Source organism: Erythrobacter sp. (assembly GCF_040217515.1).
In the GTDB taxonomy this organism is placed as follows: domain Bacteria; phylum Pseudomonadota; class Alphaproteobacteria; order Sphingomonadales; family Sphingomonadaceae; genus Erythrobacter.
Genome location: NZ_JAVJPT010000013.1, coordinates 1 through 21990, shown reverse-complemented (window position 1 = coordinate 21990; position 21990 = coordinate 1). Strand labels below are relative to the sequence as shown.

At 64.9% G+C, this 21990-nt stretch carries 20 protein-coding genes and 1 tRNA gene; 14 read left to right on the top strand and 7 right to left on the bottom strand.

The annotated features are described in order from the left end of the window. Positions 1-75: 75 nt before the first annotated feature. Positions 76-534: a Dps family protein gene (locus tag RIB52_RS14065; protein ID WP_350176624.1), complete on the bottom strand. Its 459-nt coding sequence runs from the start codon at positions 532-534 to the stop codon at positions 76-78. A gap of 143 nt (positions 535-677) precedes the next feature. After that, positions 678-1241: a hypothetical protein gene (locus RIB52_RS14060; RefSeq protein ID WP_350176622.1), complete on the bottom strand. Its 564-nt coding sequence runs from the start codon at positions 1239-1241 to the stop codon at positions 678-680. A 119-nt stretch (positions 1242-1360) separates the two neighbouring features. Here RIB52_RS14060 and RIB52_RS14055 point away from each other — a divergent pair, with 119 nt between their 5' ends. The 7 genes from RIB52_RS14055 to RIB52_RS14025 all read left to right on the top strand — a co-directional run bounded on the left by RIB52_RS14055 (position 1361) and on the right by RIB52_RS14025 (position 8362). Beyond that, the gene (locus RIB52_RS14055; protein WP_350176620.1) at positions 1361-2155 is read left to right on the top strand and encodes an SDR family oxidoreductase; all 795 of its coding nucleotides are present in this window, start codon (positions 1361-1363) and stop codon (positions 2153-2155) included. A 138-nt stretch (positions 2156-2293) separates the two neighbouring features. Then, positions 2294-3364, top strand: coding sequence for an NAD(P)-dependent alcohol dehydrogenase (locus tag RIB52_RS14050; RefSeq protein WP_350176618.1), 1071 nt, complete (start codon positions 2294-2296; stop codon positions 3362-3364). Between the two features lie 238 nt (positions 3365-3602). After that, entirely contained in the window at positions 3603-4634 is a 1032-nt protein-coding gene (locus RIB52_RS14045) for a DUF6733 family protein (protein ID WP_350176616.1), read from the top strand. Positions 4635-4928: 294 nt separating this feature from the next. Then, complete coding sequence (locus RIB52_RS14040) at positions 4929-5558, top strand: peroxiredoxin (RefSeq protein WP_350176614.1); 630 nt, start codon at positions 4929-4931, stop codon at positions 5556-5558. A gap of 184 nt (positions 5559-5742) precedes the next feature. After that, complete coding sequence (locus tag RIB52_RS14035; protein WP_350176612.1) at positions 5743-7218, top strand: cytochrome ubiquinol oxidase subunit I; 1476 nt, start codon at positions 5743-5745, stop codon at positions 7216-7218. Then, complete coding sequence (gene cydB / locus RIB52_RS14030; RefSeq protein WP_350176610.1) at positions 7215-8222, top strand: cytochrome d ubiquinol oxidase subunit II; 1008 nt, start codon at positions 7215-7217, stop codon at positions 8220-8222. The genes RIB52_RS14035 and cydB overlap by 4 nt, the downstream gene beginning before the upstream one ends. Beyond that, the gene (locus RIB52_RS14025) at positions 8222-8362 is read left to right on the top strand and encodes a DUF2474 domain-containing protein (protein WP_350176608.1); all 141 of its coding nucleotides are present in this window, start codon (positions 8222-8224) and stop codon (positions 8360-8362) included. The genes cydB and RIB52_RS14025 overlap by 1 nt, the downstream gene beginning before the upstream one ends. 30 nt (positions 8363-8392) lie before the next feature. Here the strand turns inward: RIB52_RS14025 and RIB52_RS14020 are convergent, their stop codons facing one another. Both RIB52_RS14020 and RIB52_RS14015 read right to left on the bottom strand, forming a co-directional pair. Beyond that, positions 8393-9406, bottom strand: coding sequence for a TauD/TfdA dioxygenase family protein (locus RIB52_RS14020; RefSeq protein WP_350176606.1), 1014 nt, complete (start codon positions 9404-9406; stop codon positions 8393-8395). Positions 9407-9486: 80 nt separating this feature from the next. Further along, positions 9487-9924 carry an FKBP-type peptidyl-prolyl cis-trans isomerase gene (locus RIB52_RS14015; protein WP_350176604.1) on the bottom strand — a complete coding sequence of 146 codons (438 nt, stop codon included), beginning with the start codon at positions 9922-9924 and terminating at the stop codon, positions 9487-9489. 248 nt (positions 9925-10172) lie between these two features. On the opposite strand from RIB52_RS14015, the gene RIB52_RS14010 reads away from it, so the two are divergent. The 6 genes from RIB52_RS14010 (at position 10173) to RIB52_RS13985 (ending at position 17904) form a co-directional block, all read left to right on the top strand. Next, a complete protein-coding gene (locus tag RIB52_RS14010) occupies positions 10173-10814 on the top strand; it encodes an NAD(P)-dependent oxidoreductase (RefSeq protein ID WP_350176602.1) in 642 nt (213 codons plus the stop codon). 70 nt (positions 10815-10884) lie between these two features. Further along, positions 10885-11835: a helix-turn-helix domain-containing protein gene (locus tag RIB52_RS14005; RefSeq protein ID WP_350176600.1), complete on the top strand. Its 951-nt coding sequence runs from the start codon at positions 10885-10887 to the stop codon at positions 11833-11835. Positions 11836-11997: 162 nt separating this feature from the next. Next, positions 11998-13518 (top strand): aldehyde dehydrogenase, encoded by a 1521-nt coding sequence (adh, locus tag RIB52_RS14000; protein ID WP_350176598.1) that lies wholly within the window; start codon positions 11998-12000, stop codon positions 13516-13518. Positions 13519-13617: 99 nt separating this feature from the next. After that, positions 13618-14766: an L-threonine dehydrogenase gene (gene yiaY / locus RIB52_RS13995; RefSeq protein WP_350176596.1), complete on the top strand. Its 1149-nt coding sequence runs from the start codon at positions 13618-13620 to the stop codon at positions 14764-14766. 217 nt (positions 14767-14983) lie between these two features. Beyond that, complete coding sequence (locus RIB52_RS13990) at positions 14984-17401, top strand: M1 family aminopeptidase (protein ID WP_350176594.1); 2418 nt, start codon at positions 14984-14986, stop codon at positions 17399-17401. Then, complete coding sequence (locus RIB52_RS13985; protein ID WP_350176592.1) at positions 17401-17904, top strand: DUF6702 family protein; 504 nt, start codon at positions 17401-17403, stop codon at positions 17902-17904. Before RIB52_RS13990 ends, RIB52_RS13985 begins: the two co-directional genes overlap by 1 nt. A gap of 245 nt (positions 17905-18149) precedes the next feature. Here the strand turns inward: RIB52_RS13985 and RIB52_RS13980 are convergent, their stop codons facing one another. After that, entirely contained in the window at positions 18150-18485 is a 336-nt protein-coding gene (locus tag RIB52_RS13980) for a UrcA family protein (RefSeq protein ID WP_350176590.1), read from the bottom strand. Positions 18486-18746: 261 nt separating this feature from the next. On the opposite strand from RIB52_RS13980, the gene RIB52_RS13975 reads away from it, so the two are divergent. Further along, positions 18747-21068: a winged helix-turn-helix domain-containing tetratricopeptide repeat protein gene (locus RIB52_RS13975; RefSeq protein ID WP_350176588.1), complete on the top strand. Its 2322-nt coding sequence runs from the start codon at positions 18747-18749 to the stop codon at positions 21066-21068. A 63-nt stretch (positions 21069-21131) separates the two neighbouring features. Here the strand turns inward: RIB52_RS13975 and RIB52_RS13970 are convergent. Both RIB52_RS13970 and RIB52_RS13965 read right to left on the bottom strand, forming a co-directional pair. Beyond that, positions 21132-21205: transfer RNA gene (locus RIB52_RS13970), tRNA-Gly, on the bottom strand. Between the two features lie 538 nt (positions 21206-21743). Beyond that, the coding region (locus tag RIB52_RS13965) for a hypothetical protein (protein WP_350176586.1) at positions 21744-21990 on the bottom strand (247 nt) is incomplete at its 5' end.

Sequence of the window (21990 nt, the reverse complement as noted above, 5' to 3'; positions counted from 1 at the left end):
AAAGGGCCGCGCCCGACCAGCGGGAACGGCCCTCCTCCTGCGAACGCGTTGGCCGCGTTTCGGATCATTGATCGATCAGCCGAGGATCGAGGAGAGGAACCATACGCGCTCTTCGGCCATGTCGGTCCAGTCGTCGACGAGGCCGTCGGTCGCGTTATCGCCCGCTTCTTCGCACAGGCCCTTCAGCTTCTTGAGCCGGTCGACCATCTTCTGGTTGTCGTCGCGCAGTTCGGACACCATTTCGTCGGGCGAGATCGAAGTGCCGTCCTGGTCGGTGATCTGGGTGTGCTTGGCGATCGCGCCGATCGAGGTCAGCGTTTCGCCGCCCTGCTTGCGCACACGCTCGCCGATATCGTCGATCTGGTCGCGGATCTCGATCGCATGTTCGTCGAACAGCAGGTGCAGGTCCCGGAAACGCGGGCCCTTGACGTGCCAGTGAAAATTCTTGGTCTTGGTGAACAGCGCGAAGTGATCGGCGAGCAGGCCGTTCAGTTCGGCGATAAGGGCGGCCTTGGAATTGGAATGGTCGGTCATTAAGCGTTCTCCTCTGGCTGCGATGCAAATGTTCAATTGCGAATGAATTGCAAAGCCTTGCATCATTTTGTTTCATCCCACCAACGGGCGAGGCGCGGATTCGTTTCGCCAAAAAGGCAGGTCGTACAAATCGGGCAAATCGATCACCAGACAGAGAAACGAGCGTTCAATCCGATGAAAAGCGCGGTAACGAACAACAAGGCCGCCAGCACGAGCCGGATGACGCGCAGGGGAAAGCGGGCTAGCCGTTCGGCTCCCGCGAGCCACCCGAGCGCGATCGCCGCCCCGCCGCCCAGCGTCCCGCCGATCACCGTGACGACCGGATAGACCGCCTCTGCGGCGAACGCGAAGACGGCGAAACGCGCCGCATCGCCGACCTGCCGTGCCAGAAGCACGATCCCGATTGCGCCCACAGACCGGGTCGGCTCGGCCGGGCGCTTGACCTTCGCGGGCCATGCCAATTCCGCCGCAGCGATGGCGAGCGCGAAAGCGACCAGCATCTCGGCCGCGCGCTGCGGCAGGATCGCGGCGAGCCCTGCCCCCGCCCAGGCCATCAGCCCGGCGCTCGCCGCCGCGCAGGCGAGGCCGAGCGCGAGCAGAGGCGCCGACCGCCCCAGTGCATCGGACAGCTGGGCCACGATAAGCTGGTCGCGCCCGCCGAGAGCGATGGCGAAGACCAGCAGCAGCGTTAAAAGGAAACTGTCCATGACGCCTTTCGCCTTACCATCGCTGGGCGCGCGCGAAACGCCCTGGCCAGCGCAAATCGACAGGTGGCGCATAAGCGGGTTCGCGCCTAGGCTCGCATCAAAGGCAAGAGGGAGAGCGAATGAAACTGGAAGAGGGAATGGCAGCCGTCGTCACTGGCGGCGCATCGGGGCTTGGCAGGGCAAGCGCAGCGGCGCTGTCGCAAGCCGGGCTCAAGGTCGCGATCTTCGACATCAACGACGAAGCGGGCGAGCAACACGCTGCGAGCATCGGCGGGACCTTCCACCATGTCGATATCATGGACGAGGCCAGCGTCGAGGAAGGCTTCGCTGCGGCCCGCGCCGCGAACGGGCAGGAACGGGTGACGGTCCACTGCGCCATGGCATCGAAGCGCGGAAAGACCCTGCGCTATGACAAGGAGACCGGCGGCTACAAGCGCCTGCCGACCGAGGATTACGCCTTCGGCGCTGAAGGTATCCTCGTTGCGAGCTACCGCGTCGCCAGCATTTCCGCGCTCGGCATGGCGAATGCACGGCCGCTGGGCGACGACGGCGAGCGCGGGGCGATCACGCTGACCGCCAGCGTCGCGGCGCAGGACGGGCAGATCGGACAGGTGATCTATGGCAGCTGCAAATCGGGCGTGAACGGCCTCGTCCTGCCGATGGCACGCGACCTGATGGATGTCGGCATCCGCGTCAATTCGGTCATGCCCGGCATTTTCGCGACACCGCTGATGCTCGGCATGAAGGACCGCAATCCGCAGATGTGGGACCAGCTCAATGCCTCGGTCCCGTTCCCCAAGAGGCTGGGCGAGCCGGAGGAATTCGCCTCGCTGATCCTGGAGATCGCGCGCAATTCCTATATCAACGGGCACCAGTTCCGGCTCGACGGGGCGATCCGCATGCCGCCCCGTTAGTTTTTTTCTCGCGGAGTCTTTTGCGCTCACGGCAAGTCGGCTTCGCCGACGCCTCCGCGGGGGCGGTCTGACCGGCCGGCGCGCAGTCGCGCTTGCGAGCCTTTGGCTCGATAAGCGCCCATCATTGGAGGACGGACAATGGCTACCCAGACGAACGAATATCCGACGAAGGCCTATGGCGCGACGGCGCCCGATAGCGGCGTGGGACCGATGCAGATCACTCGCCGAGGCCTCCGCGATGACGACGTGCTGATCGAGATAAGCCATTGTGGGATCTGCCATTCCGACCTCCATTCGGCGCGCAACGACTGGGGACGAACGACCTATCCGATCGTGCCGGGACACGAGATCGTCGGCACGGTTGCCGCGGTCGGGGATGCGGTCACGCGCCACGCCGTCGGCGACCGGGTGGCGATCGGCTGCATGGTCGATTCGTGCATGGAGTGCTCCCATTGCGAGGCCGATCTCGAACAGTACTGCCTCGATGGCGGGATGACCGGGACCTATAACGGCACCGACAGGCGAGACGGGACACCGACCTATGGCGGCTATTCCGAACGCATCGTCGCGCGCGAGGAATTCGTGCTTAAAGTGCCCGATGCCCTGCCAATGGCCGAAGCCGCGCCCCTGCTGTGCGCCGGGATCACGACCTACAGCCCCTTGCGCACGTGGAAGGTCGGACCCGGCAGCAAGGTCGCCGTCGCCGGGCTCGGCGGGCTCGGCCATATGGGCGTGAAGCTCGCCGCGGCGATGGGGGCCGAAGTCACCGTGCTTTCGCGAAGCGAGGGCAAGCGCGCCGATGCCGAGGCGCTGGGCGCGCACGCTTTCCTGAACACCACGGACAAGGCGGCCATGAAGGCACAGTCGGGCTATTTCGACTTCGTGCTCAACACCATCCCCGTGCGCCATGACGTTACCCCCTATCTCCACTTGCTGCGCGTCGATGGGGTGCAGGTGCTCGTCGGCGTGATCGACATGCTGCCCGAAATGCACAGCGCGGTTCTGCTCGGGCGCAAGGTGCTCACCGGTAGCGGGATTGGCGGGCTCGCCGAGACGCAGGAAATGCTCGAGTTCTGTGCTGACAAGGGCATCCTGCCGGATATCGAGGTGATACCCATTGATGCCGTTCCCGAGGCCTATGACAGGATGGAGGCGAGCGATGTCAAATATCGCTTCGTTATCGACATGGAGAGCCTGCGGACGGGCTGATATCGTCGGCTCGCCTTATTTCTTGATATTTGTCCGGACATTTTGCGCAGGAAAAATACGTGTGGCTATTAGGCAACGCAATATACAAATCGCGCTGCGCCGCACCATCGGGCCTTGCGACGCGCATGTCATGAATTAGAAATATCTCGACTCGTGCACGGACCCGCCCGAACAGAGGTCCGGCACCGCTGAAGTCGCAGGTGGAACGCACCCAACCTCTCGAAAAGGAGCGTTCCAGATGAAATACAGGTATATCCACGCCCCGCTCGTCCTGGCGATTGCCGTGGCATCGTCGCCGGCCATGGCGCAGGAAGATTCGCTCGCCGTAAGCTCGGCCGCATCGGCCATTGCGATCGACGAATCCACGCTCGAGCTTGCCGAAACGCTCGAAGCCATCGCGCCCAGCGTCGAAGCGGGCCAGCAGACGATCTCGGCTCCCAGCACGGCCCTCGACACGCTCGGCGCGACCGATTTCGCGCTGACCGCCGCATCGGCCGCCTCTACCGCAGCGGGCGAAGTCGCCGTGGGTGCCGCCGCCGCCGCGCCGGGCGAAATCGCCGTGACCGCCGCCGCCGCTGCCGCGCAGGGCGAAAACGGCGGGCGTTCGGACAGTTTTGCCGTTACGCTCAACCAGGATGCATTCTTCGGCTTCTATCCGGCTTTCAACGGCCTGATCCCGGTCAGCGACAATGTCGATTTCAGTTTCTACGGCATTATCTGGACGACCGATGCCTTCGGCACCGGGCTGGGCAGCGACCTGTGGACCGAATTCGGCGCGGGTGTCGCGATCTACAGCGGCAATCTCGTGATCAAGCCGCAGATCGGCATCACCAACGGCGCCCTGCTTTCGGGCGGTGCGCGCGATCCGGCAGGGAACCCGTCGGGAACCGGCGGCAATTTCGCCGACGGCATCGTACCCAGCCTGACCATGAACTATTCCGACGACACCTTCGAGGCGGAATTCTACGGCGGCTATTACGCGGCGCTGCGCAACCGCAACGACGATGCGGCGCTCGACTTCCTGCACACCTGGGTCAATGCCGGCTACAAGTTCAGCGACAGCGTCTCCGCCGGCGCGCATTACGAGCTGCTCAGCAATACGCGCAACACCTTCCCCGGCGGCTCGACCGCAGTCGCTTACCAGTGGCTCGGACCGTATGTGCAGTTCTCGACCGATAACGGATTCTTCGCCCGTTTCACGGCGGGCGCGGATATCGAGGATGGCAATGACGGCGATTTCTACAAGCTGACCGCCGGCTTCTCGTTCTGATCTTCCGCAGCCCCGCGGCGCGCCCTTGACAGCCATGGGCGGGCCGTGCGGCGAGGCACCGGGAGGCGTCGCCTGCTTGACCCGCAGGCGACGCCTCTTGCGTTTGAGCACCGGGCGCTCGATGCGAACGGTTGCAGGATTGCGCAAGCGAATTCGTCTCATTGCGCCAAATGCAAGCAGAATTGCCCGATTTACGATAGATTGGAAAATCGATTATACTAACTGTGTAATTGAATTTGCGCGTCGCTCGGCAGGGCGCTAGACACAGCTATCCACAACGAGGAGCCAATCTTCATGAGCCTGCACATCGGCGATACCGCCCCCGATTTCACCGTCGACACCACTTCCGGCCCGATCACCCTGCACGAATGGGCAAAGGGCAGCTGGGTCTTCTTCTTCAGCCACCCGGCCGATTTCACCCCGGTCTGCACGACCGAGATGGGCATGACCGCGAAGCTCGCGGACGAGTTTGAAAAGCGCAACGTCAAGCCGCTCGGCCTGTCCACCGACACGGTCGAGGAACACCGCGCCTGGATTTCCGACGTCGACGAAACGCAAGGGGTCAGCCTGCAATTCCCGATCGTCGCCGACCCGGATCTCACCATCGCGCGCAGCTATGACATGATCCACCCGGACGAGAGCGAAACGGCTGCGGTGCGATCGGTCTTCATCATCGATCCCGACATGAAGATTCGTCTTATCATGACCTATCCCATGAGCGTCGGACGCAACTTCGACGAGATCCTGCGTGTGATCGACAGTCTGCAACTGGGCGACCGCGCGCGCATCGCGACCCCGGCCAACTGGATGCCCGGCGGCGAGGTCATCATCCCGCCCTCGATCGGCGACAAGGAAGCGCGCGAGCTGTTTCCGCAGGGCTTCACCACGCTCAAGCCCTACCTGCGGACCACACGCGTCGAATGATGCGAGGGGCGATCTTCCACGCGGGGAACACCCCGGCCCGGCCGACCGTTCTCGCGTGGGAACGCCCTCTTGCACCCCTTCCGGAGGGCCCGGGCAAAACGGCTTGCGGTTGACAGGATCATCGCAAGCGTCACGGGAATGACAACCGACCGAGCCACTCGCCTGCCGTCAACAAGGATCGAGAATGTTCGAACAAGCCGACGCCCTGCTTCTTGCCCGTATCCAGTTCGCCTTCACGGTGAGCTTCCACTTCTTCTTTCCCGCCTTCACGATCGGGCTGGCCAGCTATCTCGCCGTGCTCGAGGGGCTGTGGCTGAAGACGGGCAAGGCGCTCTTTATGGACCTTTACAAATTCTGGCTGAAGATCTTCGCGATCAGTTTCGCCATGGGCGTCGTCTCGGGCATCGTGATGAGCTACCAGTTCGGGACCAACTGGTCGGTCTTTTCCGATGTCGCAGGCCCCGTGATCGGGCCGCTGATGGCCTATGAAGTGCTGACCGCCTTCTTCCTCGAAGCGGGTTTTCTCGGCGTCATGCTGTTCGGGATGAACCGCGTGGGCAAGAAACTGCATTTCGCCGCGACCTGTATGGTGGCAGGCGGCACGTTCCTGTCGGCCTTCTGGATCCTGTCGGTCAACAGCTGGATGCAGACGCCCACCGGCTTCGAGATCGCGGCCAACGGGCAGATGCTGCCGGCGGGAAGCTGGATCGACATCATCTTCAACCCCTCCTTTCCCTACCGCCTCGTCCACACCGTGCTTGCCGCTTATCTCACGACCGCCTTCATCGTCGGCGGCGTCGGCGCATACCACCTGCTGCGCGAGCGGGCCGAGCGGCGCAAGGGGGCGAACCCCGAACCCAACATGCACGCGCGCAAGATGTTCTCGATGGCGATGTGGATGGCCGCGCTGGTCACGCCGCTGCAGATCGTCGCGGGCGATTATCACGGTCTCAACACGCTCGAACACCAGCCGCAGAAGGTCATGGCAATGGAGGGGCATTACAATTCCTATCCCGAGGGCGCGCCGCTCTACCTGTTCGGCCTTCCCAATGACGAGCAGCAGCGGCTCGATTACGCCGTGGGCATCCCGAAGCTCTCCAGCCTCGTGCTCAAGCACGATCTCGACGCGCCGATGGCCGGACTCGACACGATCCCCGATAGCGAGCAGCCGCCCACCGCCATCGTGTTCTGGTCGTTCCGCATCATGGTCGGCCTCGGTTTCCTCATGCTCGGCGTCGGCTTGTGGAGCCTGATCGCGCGTTGGCGCGGTGCGCTTTACGACTGGCCCTGGTTGCACCGCGCGGCGGTCGTCATGGCGCCCTCGGGCCTTGCCGCCGTGCTTGCCGGTTGGATCACCACCGAGGTTGGTCGCCAGCCCTATGTCGTCTACGGTGCGCTGCGCACCGCCGATGCGGCGAGCCCGCTTTCGGCCAGTGCGGTCGGCGCCTCGCTGGTCGCTTTCGTGGTGATCTATTTCGCGGTCTTCGGCGCGGGTGTTTGGTACATCCTGAAACTCATGGGCAAATCGCCCCATAGCGGCGAACCCGGCGTGAAGAGCGGCGACGAGGGTCCGATCCGTACCGCGGGGATAGCGCCGGGCCTGTCGCACAACCAGGGCGATAATGGACAGGTGGGCCTGCTGGCGGAGCCGGCGGAATGACCTACAGCGTCGATCTTACCGTGATCTGGGCGTTCATCATCGCCTTTGCCGTGTTCCTTTACGTGGTGATGGACGGGTTCGACCTGGGCATCGGCATATTGTTCAAGTTCTTCGAGGCCGGGCGCGAACGCGACCGGGCGATGAATTCGATCGCGCCTGTGTGGGACGGGAACGAGACCTGGCTGGTGCTGGGCGGCGGCGGCCTGTTCGCGGCCTTCCCGCTGGCCTATGCGGTGATCCTGCCGGCGACCTATCCGCTGATCATCGCCATGCTCCTCGGCCTCGTCTTTCGCGGGGTCGCGTTCGAGTATCGCTGGCGCGATCCGGGCCACCGGCGTTTCTGGGACGCGGCCTTCACCGGCGGCAGCATCGTCGCCGCCATGGCGCAGGGCATGACGCTGGGCGCGCTGCTGCAGGGTATCGAGATCGAGGGACGCGCCTTTGCGGGCGGGCCGTTCGACTGGCTCACGCCCTACACCGTCCTCACCGGGCTCGGCACGCTGGCTGGCTATGCCCTTCTCGGCGCGACCTGGCTGGTCTGGAAGCTGGACGATGCGGGGCAGGACCATGCGCGCAGGCTCGGCAAATGGGCCGGGGCGGCGACAATCGTCCTGATGGGCGCGGTGAGCGTCGCCAACATCTTCCTCGATCCCGAATATGCCGATCATTGGCTGACCGCGCCGCAGATCTACTACGTCTGGCCGGTTCCGCTGCTGACAGGGGCGGTAGCGGTGATGCTGTGGCGCGCGCTGTCGGTGGACAGCCATTCCAAGCCGTTCTGGCTGTCGCTCGCGCTGTTCCTGCTGGGCATGGCGGGTGTCGGGGTCACGCTGTGGCCGAATGTCGCCCCGCCGTCGCTCACCATCTGGGACGCGGCCGCACCCTATTCGAGCCAGCTTTTCATGCTGGTTGGCACGGTGATCACCATGCCGCTTATCATCGGCTATACCGCCTGGGCCTATTGGGTGTTCCGCGGCAAGGTCGGGGATGAGGGATACCACTGATGGGAGAGCGGCCCGAGGATATCGAGGCCGATGAAAAGCCGCTGTGGCAGCGGCTGGGCTGGCTGGTGCTCATCTGGGGGGCGAGCGTGGCGGTGCTGGGCGCGGTCGCCTGGCTGCTCCGGCTGTGGATCGCGCCCTAGCGCGGCCTGCGCCCCGCTTTCTGCGTCGCTCTAATTCTGCATGGGCGCGTGCGCGTCCCAGCGAAAGCCGATCCCCCCGCCTTGCCACACGCCATCGCCGAGCGGGCTGGGGCCATGCATGTCGAGATGCGAGGGGAGACCCGGCGCGGAAAGCGGGTGGATGCCCTGTACCGTCGAGCGATGCATGATCCTCAGGCCCTGTTCCTCGACCGGGGCATGGGCCTGCGGCGCAGCGCGGTGGGCGACGGCGAGATTGTCGATGAAAACGCAGTCATTCGCGTCGTATTCGTAGGAAATCGCATAGCCGCGCTCGAATCCGTCATTCAGCAGCGCGTTGTACCGCCGACACAGATCGCCCAATTCGCGCTCGTCCAGCAGGCGCAGGCCCTCGCCGTCGGCGCGTCGTTCGATCACGGCGCCGGTCATGCCGAGATGGAGCCAGACGCAGCGCCGCCCCGTGACAGGATGGAAATGGACGAGCGGGTGGAGCACGCCCGAATTGGAATTGACCGATACCAGCCGCGCCCAGCGCTCCTGCTCGGCCGGGTCCAGCGCATCGTGCGCATCGGCCTGGTGCGCGAAATGGGTCCCGCCGCCACGCTCGGCCGGACGGACGATATGATAGCCGGAATGGGAAAAGGTCTCGGGCAGGAAACTGCCGTCATTGTGCCATTGCGGCCCGACGCCGGGAATGCCGTGCCGCTGGTCGTTGGACAGGCGAAAGATGTGACGATTGCCGCCGGGCGTCGCCGGATGGACCCCGTGGGTCGAATGGAGCCGCCGCCCGCCCCACCAGCAACTCGCGGCGAGGAACGCCTCGGGATCGATTTCCCGATCGCTCCGGAAGACGAGGAACCCGCGCTCGGCCATTTCATGCTCGAGAGCGGCGCGCACGGGTTCCGCCGGGGGTCCGTCCGCATCCAGAGCGAGGCCGCGCACGGCAGCCCCGATCGCGCCGAGGGGGACGATGTCGATGCCTGCCCGCTCGAGAAGCTCTTGCCGCGCGGCGGCATCGACAGGGATATGGGAATGGGCGGAGGCCATGGGCACTCCTTTCAGCCAATCAGGGGGCCGGGAAGCGAAATGCGCCTCCCGGCCCTTTGCGCAATTGCATGCGGGCGGCGTCAGGCGGCCTGCTTGATCTCGACGAGCGTCAGGCCAAAAATGAGGTCCTCGCCCGCCAGCGGGTGGTTGCCGTCGGCGGTGACCGAATCGTCCTTCACGTCGGTGATGACCAGCTGGATCGGCTGGCCGTCATTTTGTTGCGCCGAAAGGGTCATGCCCGGCTGCGGCTCGGCATCGGGCGGCAGGTTGGTGCGCGGGATCTCCACGATCAGTTCCTCGCGGCGCGGGCCGAAGGCGTGTTCGGCATCGATCGTCACCGTGTCCTCGCCGCCGACTTCCATCTGCGTGAGCGCGCTTTCGATCTGCGGGAAGATCTCGTCATTGCCGAGCGTGAGCGTTTGCGGCCCCTGACCTTCGGTTCCGCCGACGACTCGGCCCTCCTTGGTCTTCACGACATAATCGATCGCGACAGTATCGCCGGTCTTTGCACTTGCCATTGTAATCCTTTCCTTATCCGGGGAATTGGTGGTCTCCGGCAGCCCGAAGCCGGGTTGGTTCGCACAGCTGCGCTGGGGCTTTTCGCTTCGCGCGCGAGTCTCTCAATCGAAGCGGCTGCTGTCAAATGGACCGGCACTCGCCTTTTCGGCACTTCGCGCCGCCTCGCACGTTGGGCAGGCATGATCGGATCGACACGGACCCGCCGCCCCTCGCGCGCGCCCTTTCATGAAGCTGCAGGAGACCGCCAATGAGCGCCCCGATACTCGTGATGGGAGCGACCTCAGGCATCGGCAAGCTCGCAGTCCAGGAAGCCACGCACCGCGAAATCCCTGTCCGCGCCTTCGCCCGCAGCGCCGACAGCCTCGAGAAGTCGCGCCTTGTCGAACCTTTCCCCGGCGATGCGACCAACCGCGAAGATGTCGCGCACGCGCTGAAAGGCGTGCGCGCCGTGATCTATGCGCTCGGCATTTCGGAAAGCCTCTCGATGCTGTGGGAAAAGGAGACGCTGTTTTCCACCACCACGCAAATCCTCGTCGAAGCGATGAGCGAGGCGAGCGTGCGCCGCCTCGTCGCGGTCACCGGCTACGGGTCCGGCCGCTCGAAAGACGCGATGAGCACGATCGAGAAGCTCGGCCACCGCGCGCTTCTGGGCCGGGTCTATGCCGACAAGGACCGGCAGGAACAGATCATCCTCCATTCCGCGCTGCAATACACGATCGTGCGTCCGGTGATCCTGACCGGCGGCCCGCGTTCCGGCAAGGCGAAGGTCAAGCGCAATCCGACCGGCTGGCACAACGGTATCGTCAGCCGCGCCGATGTCGCGGCCTATCTCGTCGAAGCGGTGGAGGACGATCTCGACATCGGGCGCGACGTGGTGCTGGCCCGCTGACGCTCACCCCCTCGCTTGTGGAAAACCGCGCCCTCTGATAGCTTTCCTTCTGCGGGGAGAGGAGACGAGGTTGGACGACGAGCACGCACAGCTCGTGCGCGAAGCGGTTTCATCGGACAATGCAGGACGCTCGACGCTCGCCGCCTCGTGGTGTCGCTCGGCCCTGCATCACGGGCTCGACCCGGCGAAGGGTCCCGCCGCCGACCGCCTCGATGCGAGCCGCCTCGCCTTGGCGCGCGGAGCACGCGAGGATCTCATTCGCCATGCCGGGGCCGTGCTCGACCGGGTCGCGGGAACGCTGGTGCGCAGCGGGCGCTGCATCCTCCTGACCGACGCCGACAGCCTGATCCTCGAAGAACGCATGACAGAGGGCGACCGCGACATGTTCGACCGAGCGCGGCTCGTAGCCGGGGAATGCTGGTCCGAAGCAGCCGAGGGCACCAACGGGATCGGCACCTGCCTTGCGGACGAGAAACCCGTCATAATCCACCGCGACCAGCATTTCCTATCCGCCAACGTGCAGGTGAGCTGCCACGGCGTGCCGATCTACGATGCAGGCGGCAGCCTTGTCGGCGCGCTCGATGTCTCGACCAATCGCTACGATCACGATGCGGACACGGCCTCGCTGATCGTGAGCGTCCTTGTCGATGCCGCACAGGAGGTAGAGCGGCTGTTATTCGGCGCGGCCTATCGCGATTGCCGGATCGTCCATCTGGACGGCGAAGACGGCGCCGGAACGAACGGGAGTGCGCTGGTAGCGGTCGATCGCGACGATCTCGTCATCGGGGCCAATCGCAGCGCCCGGCGGCGCAGCCTGCTCGCTCGGGTGAGCACGAGGGACGCTGTGCCCGTCGCCGACATTCTCGGCACGAGCGAGGACGATCCGCTCGCCGCGGCCGAGCGACGCGTGCTGCGCCAGGCACTCGCCCGGTCGCGCGGGAATGTCGCGGCAGCGGCGCGCCATCTCGGCATCGGCCGGGCGACTTTCTATCGCCGCATGGCCCGCGCCGGGCTCGACTGAGAAAAGTTCCCCCTTTTTCCGGATAAGCTGTCTCACCAATGAGACACATCGCCCCGATCAGGGGCGCCGGGGTGCTTTTGCGCGCCGCGAACGCTGCCATTCTGCCTTCACCGAAAGGGACGCGCCGGACGAACCGGGGCGCAAGGGAGAAGGAGAGAAGCCATGGACATGCAGACCAATGCCGCGACCCTGATGCGGCCTTCGCTGAAAGAGCATTACGACAATTTCATCGGCGGGCGTTGGGTCCCGGCAAGAAGCGGGGCGACTTTCGAAAACGTCTCGCCCGTCACCGGCCGGGTGATCGGCACGGCCGCCCGTTCGGGCGCGGAAGATATCGAAGCCGCGCTCGACGCAGCCCACGCTGCCCGTGCTGCCTGGGGAGCAACGCCGGTCGCCGAACGCGCGCTGATCCTCACCCGCATCGCCGACCGCATGGAGGAGAACCTCGCTGCGCTCGCCGAGGCGGAAACGTGGGACAACGGCAAGCCGATACGCGAGACCATGGCCGCCGACCTCCCGCTCGCGATCGACCATTTCCGCTATTTCGCCGGCTGCATCCGCGCGCAGGAAGGCAGCATTTCCGAAATCGACGCGAACACCATTGCCTACCACTTCCACGAACCGCTCGGCGTGGTCGGGCAGATCATCCCGTGGAATTTCCCGCTGCTGATGGCGACGTGGAAGCTCGCCCCGGCGCTGGCTGCGGGCAACTGCGTGGTGCTGAAACCCGCCGAACAGACCCCGGCCTCGATCATGGCGCTGATGGAGCTCGTCGGCGACTTGCTGCCCGATGGTGTCGTCAACGTCGTCAATGGTTTCGGGCTGGAGGCGGGCAAGCCGCTCGCGTCCAGCAAGCGCATCGCCAAGATCGCCTTCACCGGCGAGACATCGACCGGCCGCCAGATCATGCAATATGCGAGCGAGAATCTCATTCCGGTCACGCTGGAGTTGGGCGGCAAGTCGCCCAACCTTTTCTTCGACGATGTCATGTTCGAGGACGACGACTATCTCGACAAGGCGATCGAGGGCTTCGTCATGTTCGCGCTGAACCAGGGCGAGGTGTGCACCTGCCCCTCGCGCGCGCTGGTGCAGGAAAGCATCTATGACAGGTTCATGGAGCGCGTCCTCGCCCGCGTGGCGGCGCTCAAACAGGACAACCCGCTCGATCCCGCCACCATGGTCGGCGCGCAGGCCTCGGCCGAGCAGCAGGCGAAGATCCTGTCCTATCTCGACATCGGCCGCGAGGAAGGTGCCGAAGTGCTCGCGGGCGGCGGCGTGGCGCAGCTTGGCGGAGAATGCGAGGGCGGTTTCTACGTCCAGCCCACTGTCCTGAAGGGCCATAACAAGATGCGCGTCTTCCAGGAGGAAATCTTCGGCCCCGTCGTCTCGGTCACGACCTTCCGCGACGAGGACGAAGCGCTTTCCATCGCCAATGACACGCTGTTCGGCCTCGGCGCGGGCGTGTGGAGCCGCGATGTCAACCGCTGCTATCGCATGGGCCGCAATATCGAAGCGGGCCGCGTGTGGACCAATTGCTACCATGCCTACCCGGCCCACGCCGCGTTCGGCGGGTACAAGCAATCGGGCATCGGGCGCGAAACGCACCGCATGATGCTCGACCATTACCAGCAGACCAAGAACATGCTGGTTTCCTACGAGCCGAAGAAGCTCGGGTTCTTCTGAAGGAAGACACAGCGGTCACGACCGGGCGCCTTTCGGGTCGCACCGACGCCCGGCCATGACCGCCATAACAACCAACCGAAAGCGGGAGGAGGATTAGACATGTCTACAAGTTTCATAATGCCGAGCATGAATATCATGGGGGAGAATGCCCTCACGGACGCTGCCGCCACGCTTGGCGGGCGCGGCTTCACGGCTGCACTGATCGTCACCGACGAAGGCCTTGCGCGCCTCGGCGTCGCTAACGATGTTGCCAAAGTGCTCGAGGATGCGGGCATCCGCGCCGCGATCTTCGACGGGGCGCAGCCCAATCCCACGACCGGCAATGTCGAGGACGGGCTGGCGCTCCTGCGCGACCATGAGTGCGACCTCGTCGTCTCGCTCGGCGGCGGATCGAGCCACGACTGCGCCAAAGGCATCGCGCTCGTCGCCGCCAATGGCGGCGAGATCGCGGACTATGAAGGCATCGACCAGTCGCCGCTGCCGCAGGTGCCGCTGATGGCGATCAACACCACTGCCGGCACCGCCGCCGAAATGACGCGCTTCTGCATCATCACCGACGTCGAACGGCACGTGAAGATGGCGATCGTCGACAAGCACGTGACGCCTTTCCTGTCGGTCAACGATCCTGCGATGATGGTGGGCAAGCCCGCCGCGCTCACCGCCGCGACCGGCATGGACGCGCTCACCCACGCGATCGAGGCCTATGTTTCGACCGCCGCGACGCCGATCACCGATGGCTGCGCGCTCAAGGCAATGTCGCTCATTTCGGAAAACCTGCGCGATGCGGTCGCCGATGGCACGAATCTCGAAGCGCGCGGGGCGATGGCCTATGCCCAGTTCCTCGCCGGGATGGCGTTCAACAATGCCTCGCTCGGCTATGTCCACGCCATGGCGCACCAGCTGGGCGGGTTCTACGACCTCCCGCACGGCGTGTGCAACGCGGTGCTGCTGCCCCATGTCGAGACGTTCAACGCTGCGGTGTCCGCCGGTCGGCTGCGCGATGTCGCGGCGGCGATGGGGGTCAATGTCTCGAACATGGACGAACGCCAGGGCGCCGAGGCCGCGATCGCGGCGATCCGCCAGCTTTCGGCCGATATCGGGATTCCTTCGGGTCTTGCCCAGCTCGGCATGCTCGATGCCGACATCGAAACGCTCGCCGCGAACGCGATGAACGATGCCTGCGGCTTCACCAATCCCCGCCCTGCCAACCAGCAGGAGATCGAGGCCATTTTCCGCGCTGCTGCCTGACCTCTCCCATGGCAAGCGCGCTGCGCCCGGCGGTCCTCCAAAGGACCTGCCGGGCGCTGTTTTTTTGCCCCTGGTCCGCAACCTCAAGCGACAGGCAATTGACATTTGAGCGCAGGGCGCGAGGTTCGCGTCGACCGCCCTGTGCGGGTGGTGGACGATTCCCTCGCGGGATCCTCGCCCAGCCCTAACTGACCGGATTCGAACGAAAGACCTCGCCTTGCGCCTGATCGCCTTTATCCTCGCTTTCCTCCTCGCCGTTCCCGCCGCCGCCCAGGGCATCCAGCAGACCAAGGGCAATTTCGAGGACAAGTTCCGCCAATTGGACGAGGTGCTCCCCGATCCCAATGTCTACCGCAATGCGAGCGGGGCGCCGGGGCACCAGTACTGGCAGCAGCAGGCCGATTACGTGATCCGCGCCGAACTGGACGAGGAAAAGCGCCGGCTCGAGGCGGAAGGGACGGTGCGCTACGTCAACAATTCGCCCGACACGCTGCCGTGGATCTGGATGCAGCTCGACCAGAACATCTTCCGCACCGATTCCATGGCGGAAATGACCACGACTTTCGGCGGGCCGGGCCGCCGGGGCCCGCGCATCGATGCCGCACGCGGCGGGGAACCCGCGCGCCTCAGCCTCGAGGAACTGCGCCGCCAGCAGGCGATGGCCGACAATGAATACGGCTACGATATCGAGCGCGTGACGCTCGCCGACGGGACGCCGCTCGCCCACACAATCGTCGGGACGCTGATGCGGATCGACCTGCCGACCCCGCTTGCGCCTGGCGAAGAGGTCAGCTTCGACATCGAATGGGCGTTCAACATCGTCGAGGAAAACACGATCTTCGCGCGTTCGGGCTACGAACATTTCCCCGACGATCCGAGAAAGGGCGGGAACGACATCTTCCTGTTCGCCCAGTGGTTCCCCCGCCTCGTCGCCTATTCGGACTATGAAGGCTGGCACAACAAGGAATTCCTAGGGCGCGGTGAATTCACGCTCGAATTCGGCGATTACGATGTCACCATGACCGTGCCGGACGATCACATCGTCTCGGCGACCGGCGTGCTCGCGAACCCGGGCGAAGTGCTCACCGCCGCGCAGCGCCAGCGGCTCGAGAGCGCACGCAATGCCGATGCGCCTGTATTCATCGTCACGCCGCAGGAGGCGCAAGCGAACGAACGCACCGGGCCGACCGGCACGAAGACCTGGCGATTCACGGCCGAAAACGTGCGCGACTTCGCTTGGGGATCGAGCCGCAAGTTCATCTGGGACGCGCAGGGCCATCGCCAGCCGGGGGCGGAGAACGAGCTCGTCATGGCGATGAGCTTCTGGCCCAAGGAAGGCGGCGAATTATGGCGCAAATACTCGACCGCCGCCGTGGTCCACACAATGAAGGTCTATTCCCGCTTCAGCTTCGACTATCCCTATCCGGTCGCGCAGAGCGTCAACGGGCCCGTCGGCGGGATGGAATATCCCATGATCACCTTCAACGGCCCGCGCACCACTCTGAACGAGGACGGGACGCGGACCTATTCGCTCTCGGAGAAGGTCTATCTCATCGGCGTCGTCATCCACGAGATCGGGCACATCTATTTCCCGATGACGGTCAATTCGGACGAGCGGCAATGGACATGGATGGACGAGGGGCTCAATTCCTTCCTCGATTCCGTCGCGGGCTATGAATGGGACCCCGACCTGCCCTGGGGCCGCAGCCTGCCGCGCGATCTCGTGCCCTATATGACCTCGACCAACCAGGTCCCGATCATGACCCAGTCGGACAGCGTGCTGAATCTCGGCCCCAATGCCTATGGCAAGCCGTCGGCGGCCTATCATATCCTGCGCGACACGGTAATCGGACGCGAGCGGTTCGATTTCGCGCTGCGCGAATACGCCCGCCGCTGGAAGTTCAAACGGCCCACGCCCGCCGATTTCTTCCGCACGATGGAGGAGGCTTCGGGCACGGACCTCGACTGGTTCTGGCGCGGCTGGTTCTACACCACCGACCATGTCGATATCTCGCTCGATGCGATCCACCGCCTGCGGCTGGACACCGCAAACCCCGATATCGACCTTTCCCGCCGCCGCGCCGAAGCGCTGGGCGAGCCCGAGAAAGTCGGGGTCCGCCTCAACGAGGAACAGGGCGTGCCGGTCTGGGTGCTCGAAAATCCGGACGTGACCGATTTCTACGATGAGAACGACCAGTTCACCGTCACCCCCAAGGACCGCGAGAGCTATGAAAGCTTCCTCGGGGGGCTGGAGCCGTGGGAGCGCCGCACTTTCGAGCGCGCGGTCAAGGAAGACGCGAACTATTACGTGCTGAGCTTCTCGAACAAGGGCGGGCTGGTCATGCCGATCATCCTCGGCCTCACCTTCGAGGATGGTAGCACACAGCGCATGACGATCCCCGCCGAAATCTGGCGGCGCAATCCGCGCGAGGTCAGCAAGCTGCTCGTCTTCCCCAAGGGCAAGCGGCTCGCCAGCGTCGTCGTCGATCCCGACTGGGAAACCGCCGATGCCGATATCGAGAACAATTACTACCCACGCCGGATCATCGAAAGCCGGGTCGAGGCGTTCAAGTCGCCCGAGCCAAGCTCGCGCACGGGCCGCGACCTCATGGCCGAAGTGCAGGGTTCGGATTGATGCGCTGCCTCATAGCGCTCATCACGTCACTGGGACTTGCCGCGCTGGCGCTGGCTCTGCCGGCATCGGCGCACCAGCAGAAGACCGCGATCTCGATCCTGTCGCACAATGAACGCACCGGGATGCTCGAAGTCGTCCACCGCGTGCCGCTGCACGATGCCGAACACGCGCTCAAGCGGCGCGGCATCCCGGCGCCCGACATCGTCGGCGACATACCGAGCCGCCGCGAATTCGTGCGCTATATCGCCGAACGCTTCACCGTAAGCCATGCAGGCGATCCCATTGGCTTCACCCTTCTCGGCAGCGAGATCGACGGGGGCAGCCTTGTCATCTATGCCGAAGCGCCCTCGCCCGGTCCCGGCGCGGCGCTCAAGGTGCGGTCGCTGATTCTAACCGATGTCTGGGCACGGCAGGAAAACCGGGTGAATATCGGCGCGGGAACCGCGGTCGAGACCCTGATATTCCGCGCGGGCGACCCGGCCAAGGACGCTGTCCTCGGCTAGCTTTCCCCACCGGTCGCCGATGGGCAGATCGTCTGTTTGCCTGCGTATCGCACCGACACCATCCCTGCCGAATTCGCCGGCGCGACCGACGGTCTCTCCTTGCTGCTCGGTGCGTTGAGGAAAGAAAAGCGATGCAAGGCATTCCGACATGGTGATGCCGGGCCGCAAGGGGACACAAGCAGCCCGGCACCATGGGGCGGGTGAGCGCGGCGTGACGCGGGCTCACCCGGTATGGCGTCCGGCGATCACCGGGCGACGAGGCGAATTTTCCGGTCCTTGCTGGCGAGCCGCTTGCCGTAGGCGGCGATGGCAAGGTCACGCGACTTCATCGCCGCGATGCGGGTTTCCTGCTGACATTCGCGCACGCCGCCGTCGAAGGTCGGCTTGCCTGCCATCTTGCCGCACACCGCCTCGATTGCGCTTTCGATGCGGCGGTCGAGGATCGCCTTTCCGGCCGCGCTCGACAGATCGAGATCGGCATAGCCGACATCGGCCGAACGAGGCTCGGCGGAATTGGCAGCCGACAGCGGCAGCAGGGTCGCGGCCAGAGCGAGGGCGGCCGTGTTGAAAGTCTTCGTCATGGATCTTCTCCTCGTGTTCGTTCCGGCGCGGGGCCACACCGGCGATGTCCGGGTGAGGCGTTATCGAGTGATCCCGATGGCCCGCTGGACGAGAGGAAAGATGACCGCTCAGGCCTTACGGCGCTGCGCACAACGGCTGATTTGGGCCTTATGGAAAGCTTATTTTTGCTCTCCACAGGTGACTTGGCCCCGGATTTCTGCACTATTCCCGTCGCGACGCGTTAACTGACGCAAGCAAGGGGCAGAGCGAGGCGCAAAGCCATGAACGAGCAATTGGGCCGATCGAAAGCATTGCTGGCGCAGCAGGCGCGGCGCATCGACCTTGCCCATCACGGCGATTTCGCGCTTGGACCGGTCCGAATCCGGCCCTCGCTGCGCCGGATCGCGGGACCGGGCGGCGAGCAGATGCTCGAACCCAAGGTCATGCAGGTCCTCATCGCACTCGCCGATCCGGTCGGGACAATCCTCTCGCGCGACGACCTCATCGAGCGCTGCTGGGAAGGCCGGGTGATCGGCGATACCTCGATCAACCGCGTCATCTCGCTCCTGCGCGGCGCCTTGAGGCACGTCGCGCGCGAGGCCGTCACGGTCGATAACGTGCCCAAGGTCGGATATCGCCTGCTGGTGCACGAGCCCGCGCCAGGGGGCGATCCCGCGCCTGCCGGGGGCGGCGATGGCGACATCGCGCGCTCCGCCTCCGCGTCCGCCCCGGAACCTTCGCGCCGCGGGCTCGTCGCGGGCGCTGCCGCGCTGGTTGCGCTCGCGCTTGCCGCGGCCTTCCTCTGGCTGCGGCCCTTCGATCCCGCCCCCCTGCCCGATCTGCGCGTCGCCATGCTCCCGCTCGAGGTCGCCGAAGGAGTCGACCCGCTTTACGCATCGGGCCTAGAAAGCGAATTGCGCGCCCAGTTCGCGCAGGTCGGGGCGATCGATGTCACTTCGAGCAAGAGCGCGCGCATGTTGCTTTCCCAAGGCCTGTCTCCCGCGCAAATCGGCCGGCGGCTCGGCGCGGATTATGTCTGGACGGGCGATTTCAGGGTCGAGGCGGAACGCGCCGTGCTCGATCTCAGCCTGGTCGATGTCGGCACGGGCAAGCCGGTGCACCGCGACACGCTTCTGAGCGCGCCCGATGCGGCGCGACACCTGCCCTTTCGCAGCGCCCGCTCGGTCTCGCTCGCACTGGGTCGGCCGGTGCGCGAAAACCCGCGCTGGAAGACTGTCCCGACCGAAGATTTCAAGCTCTACCTGCTCGCCAACGGCATGCTCAAGAGCCGCGACCGGGCGCAGGTCCGCGCCGCTCGCGAAATCCTCGAGCAGGTCGCGCAGCGCAATCCCGGTTTTGCCGACGGGCTCGGCTCGCTTGCCATGGCCCATTTCCTCCTGCCGCCCAAGAATCCCGAAGAAATTGCCGAGAACCGCGCGAAGGCGCTCGAACTCGCCGAACGTGCGGTCGCCATCGATCCCGATACGACAGGCGCGCTCAAAGTGTTCGGCATGGCTGCCGAGGACCCCGAGACCGCGCTTTCCAATCTTCGCCGCGTGGTCGAACTCGATCCCGGCGATTCGGAAGGCTGGTACTGGCGCACGATCCTCGAGCGGCGCTTCCTGCTCGATGGCGGGGTGCCGCTCGACAGCGCGCGAAGACTGCTGGAGATCGACCCGCTCTGGCCCGCCGCCTGGCAGGGCCCGGCACTCGCCGCCGAATTCGGTGACATGGAACTGGCAGAAGCGATGGAGAAACAGATCCTCGCCGCCAGCGTGACCCGTTCGCAGCGCCTGCTGGTCGAAGCGCGGCTGGCCCGGTTCGAAGGGGATTTCTCGAAGTTCTACCGGCTGACCCGGCAGGCGGCGAGCACGAACACCGCGACCGAGCGCATGTTCAGCCAGACCCTGCTCGACCGGGCGAGCCGCATCCTGCTCGACCTGCCGCCGCCCGAAGACGCGTATCTGCCGCTGCCCGGAGCGCCGCAGGCGATCATGCGTAAGCTCAACCGGGAACAGCTGGTCGAACGCAGGCAATTGGCTGCAGAGGGGCTGACCGGGGCGGCCGCATGGGACGACCGCACATTCATAAGCGTGATCATGCCGGTTTATCTCGCTAACGGCATGGGGGCCGCATTGCTGGCGGATTATGACGCGCGCTTTGCGAGCCATGCCGATTACCTCGCTTATGCGAGGCAGGGCAGCGAACCGGAAAAAGCCGTGGGCGAGATGTCGCCCTACCTCGTGCTGGCCCTGCGCGAAGCGGGGCGCGAGCACGAGGCGCGGCAGCATCTCGCGACTTTCGAGAAGGCGGTGGCGCGAATGCGCGAGATCGATCGCCCGTGGATCGATTGTGCGCTGATGGAAATCAAGCTCGCCGCGCTCACGGATGACAGGGCAAAGGCGATCGAGCATGTGCGCGAGCTCGAGACATTCGGCTGGCCCTATACTCTGGCGAGAGTGAACCCCAATGCCATCAATCTCATTCGCGGCGATCCGCTCTATGCCCCGATCCGCGACCTGCCCGAAGTGCGCACCGTTCTCGGGCCAATCCGCCGGCGCCTGGAAACGGAGCGGCGCGAGGTCCTGGACCTGGGCATCTGAACGCCGGAGCGCCGGACCTCATCCGCACGAACGCGCAGCAATTGCGGGTTCACCGCGCAGCGCTGGAGCGGGTGAAGGGAATCGAACCCTCGTCTTAAGCTTGGGAAGCTTCTGCTCTACCATTGAGCTACACCCGCATCACACTGAAAAGGCTGAGAGCAATTTTGTCAGACTTCAGCATTTTACACTTGCATTTACACCGTCTCGCGAAATGCGCTCGCCCATTGCCACGATAACTCGCGATTGGTCAACATAGGTTCGCCTGATCCCGGAGACCCTGTCCGTCGACCACCCCATCACCTCTGCCACCTCCTGATCGCTCAGACCCGCTCCGATCAGGCGTGTTGCGAACGTCCCGCGCACATCGTGCAGATGCTTTGGGCGCTTCTTTTATGAGCCTCCAAGCCCTAGAAGAGCCCGATATGCTCACCCTGATGCTCCCGATCAGCCCGTGCTAATGGCATGACTGCCATCAACCCTTGCTCGGGAACGTCGGTTATCGATTCGAAATGCTAGCAGGGTCGACGCGAAGGCGAAGGTGATTTTGCCCCTTCCGTATTTCTCCTTTCAGCGTCCGTTACGCGCGCTCACTTCAACCGCAGCGGCGCGGTTTCTGCGCGCTGCCATGGCGAGCACAGGCCCCGGCCATTCGGCCGAGGCCTGGCTGCTTGTTTTTCACACGAGGATGTCGAGTTCGGCTCCGCTGTGGCGGATCCAGTGGAAGGGGCCGTCGTCCGGTTTGTCCCACGGGTCCTGCGGTGCGCCGGGATCGGATGCGGGATCGGGTGCGGGTGCCTGTGCGGTGTCCTGGGTGAACATCTCGCGCAGCGGCGTGCGCGTCATGGAGTGGGCCGCCGTCACCTGGTGACCGCCGCCGCCTGCAAGGCCGGAGAAGTCGAAGGGTTGATCGGCATCCATCCCC

Bases quoted from the DNA above. Each gene is read 5' to 3' on its own strand.
- RIB52_RS13985 (WP_350176592.1), top strand. From the start codon at position 17,401: ATGCGCTGCCTCATAGCGCTCATCACGTCACTGGGACTTGCCGCGCTG.
- RIB52_RS14055 (WP_350176620.1), top strand. From the start codon at position 1,361: ATGAAACTGGAAGAGGGAATGGCAGCCGTCGTCACTGGCGGCGCATCG.
- RIB52_RS14025 (WP_350176608.1), top strand. From the start codon at position 8,222: ATGGGAGAGCGGCCCGAGGATATCGAGGCCGATGAAAAGCCGCTGTGG.
- RIB52_RS14010 (WP_350176602.1), top strand. From the start codon at position 10,173: ATGAGCGCCCCGATACTCGTGATGGGAGCGACCTCAGGCATCGGCAAG.
- RIB52_RS13975 (WP_350176588.1), top strand. From the start codon at position 18,747: ATGAACGAGCAATTGGGCCGATCGAAAGCATTGCTGGCGCAGCAGGCG.
- adh (WP_350176598.1), top strand. From the start codon at position 11,998: ATGGACATGCAGACCAATGCCGCGACCCTGATGCGGCCTTCGCTGAAA.
- RIB52_RS14020 (WP_350176606.1), bottom strand. From the start codon at position 9,406: ATGGCCTCCGCCCATTCCCATATCCCTGTCGATGCCGCCGCGCGGCAA.
- cydB (WP_350176610.1), top strand. From the start codon at position 7,215: ATGACCTACAGCGTCGATCTTACCGTGATCTGGGCGTTCATCATCGCC.
- RIB52_RS14035 (WP_350176612.1), top strand. From the start codon at position 5,743: ATGTTCGAACAAGCCGACGCCCTGCTTCTTGCCCGTATCCAGTTCGCC.
- RIB52_RS14065 (WP_350176624.1), bottom strand. From the start codon at position 534: ATGACCGACCATTCCAATTCCAAGGCCGCCCTTATCGCCGAACTGAAC.
- yiaY (WP_350176596.1), top strand. From the start codon at position 13,618: ATGTCTACAAGTTTCATAATGCCGAGCATGAATATCATGGGGGAGAAT.
- RIB52_RS14050 (WP_350176618.1), top strand. From the start codon at position 2,294: ATGGCTACCCAGACGAACGAATATCCGACGAAGGCCTATGGCGCGACG.
- RIB52_RS14060 (WP_350176622.1), bottom strand. From the start codon at position 1,241: ATGGACAGTTTCCTTTTAACGCTGCTGCTGGTCTTCGCCATCGCTCTC.
- RIB52_RS13980 (WP_350176590.1), bottom strand. From the start codon at position 18,485: ATGACGAAGACTTTCAACACGGCCGCCCTCGCTCTGGCCGCGACCCTG.
- RIB52_RS14045 (WP_350176616.1), top strand. From the start codon at position 3,603: ATGAAATACAGGTATATCCACGCCCCGCTCGTCCTGGCGATTGCCGTG.
- RIB52_RS14040 (WP_350176614.1), top strand. From the start codon at position 4,929: ATGAGCCTGCACATCGGCGATACCGCCCCCGATTTCACCGTCGACACC.
- RIB52_RS14015 (WP_350176604.1), bottom strand. From the start codon at position 9,924: ATGGCAAGTGCAAAGACCGGCGATACTGTCGCGATCGATTATGTCGTG.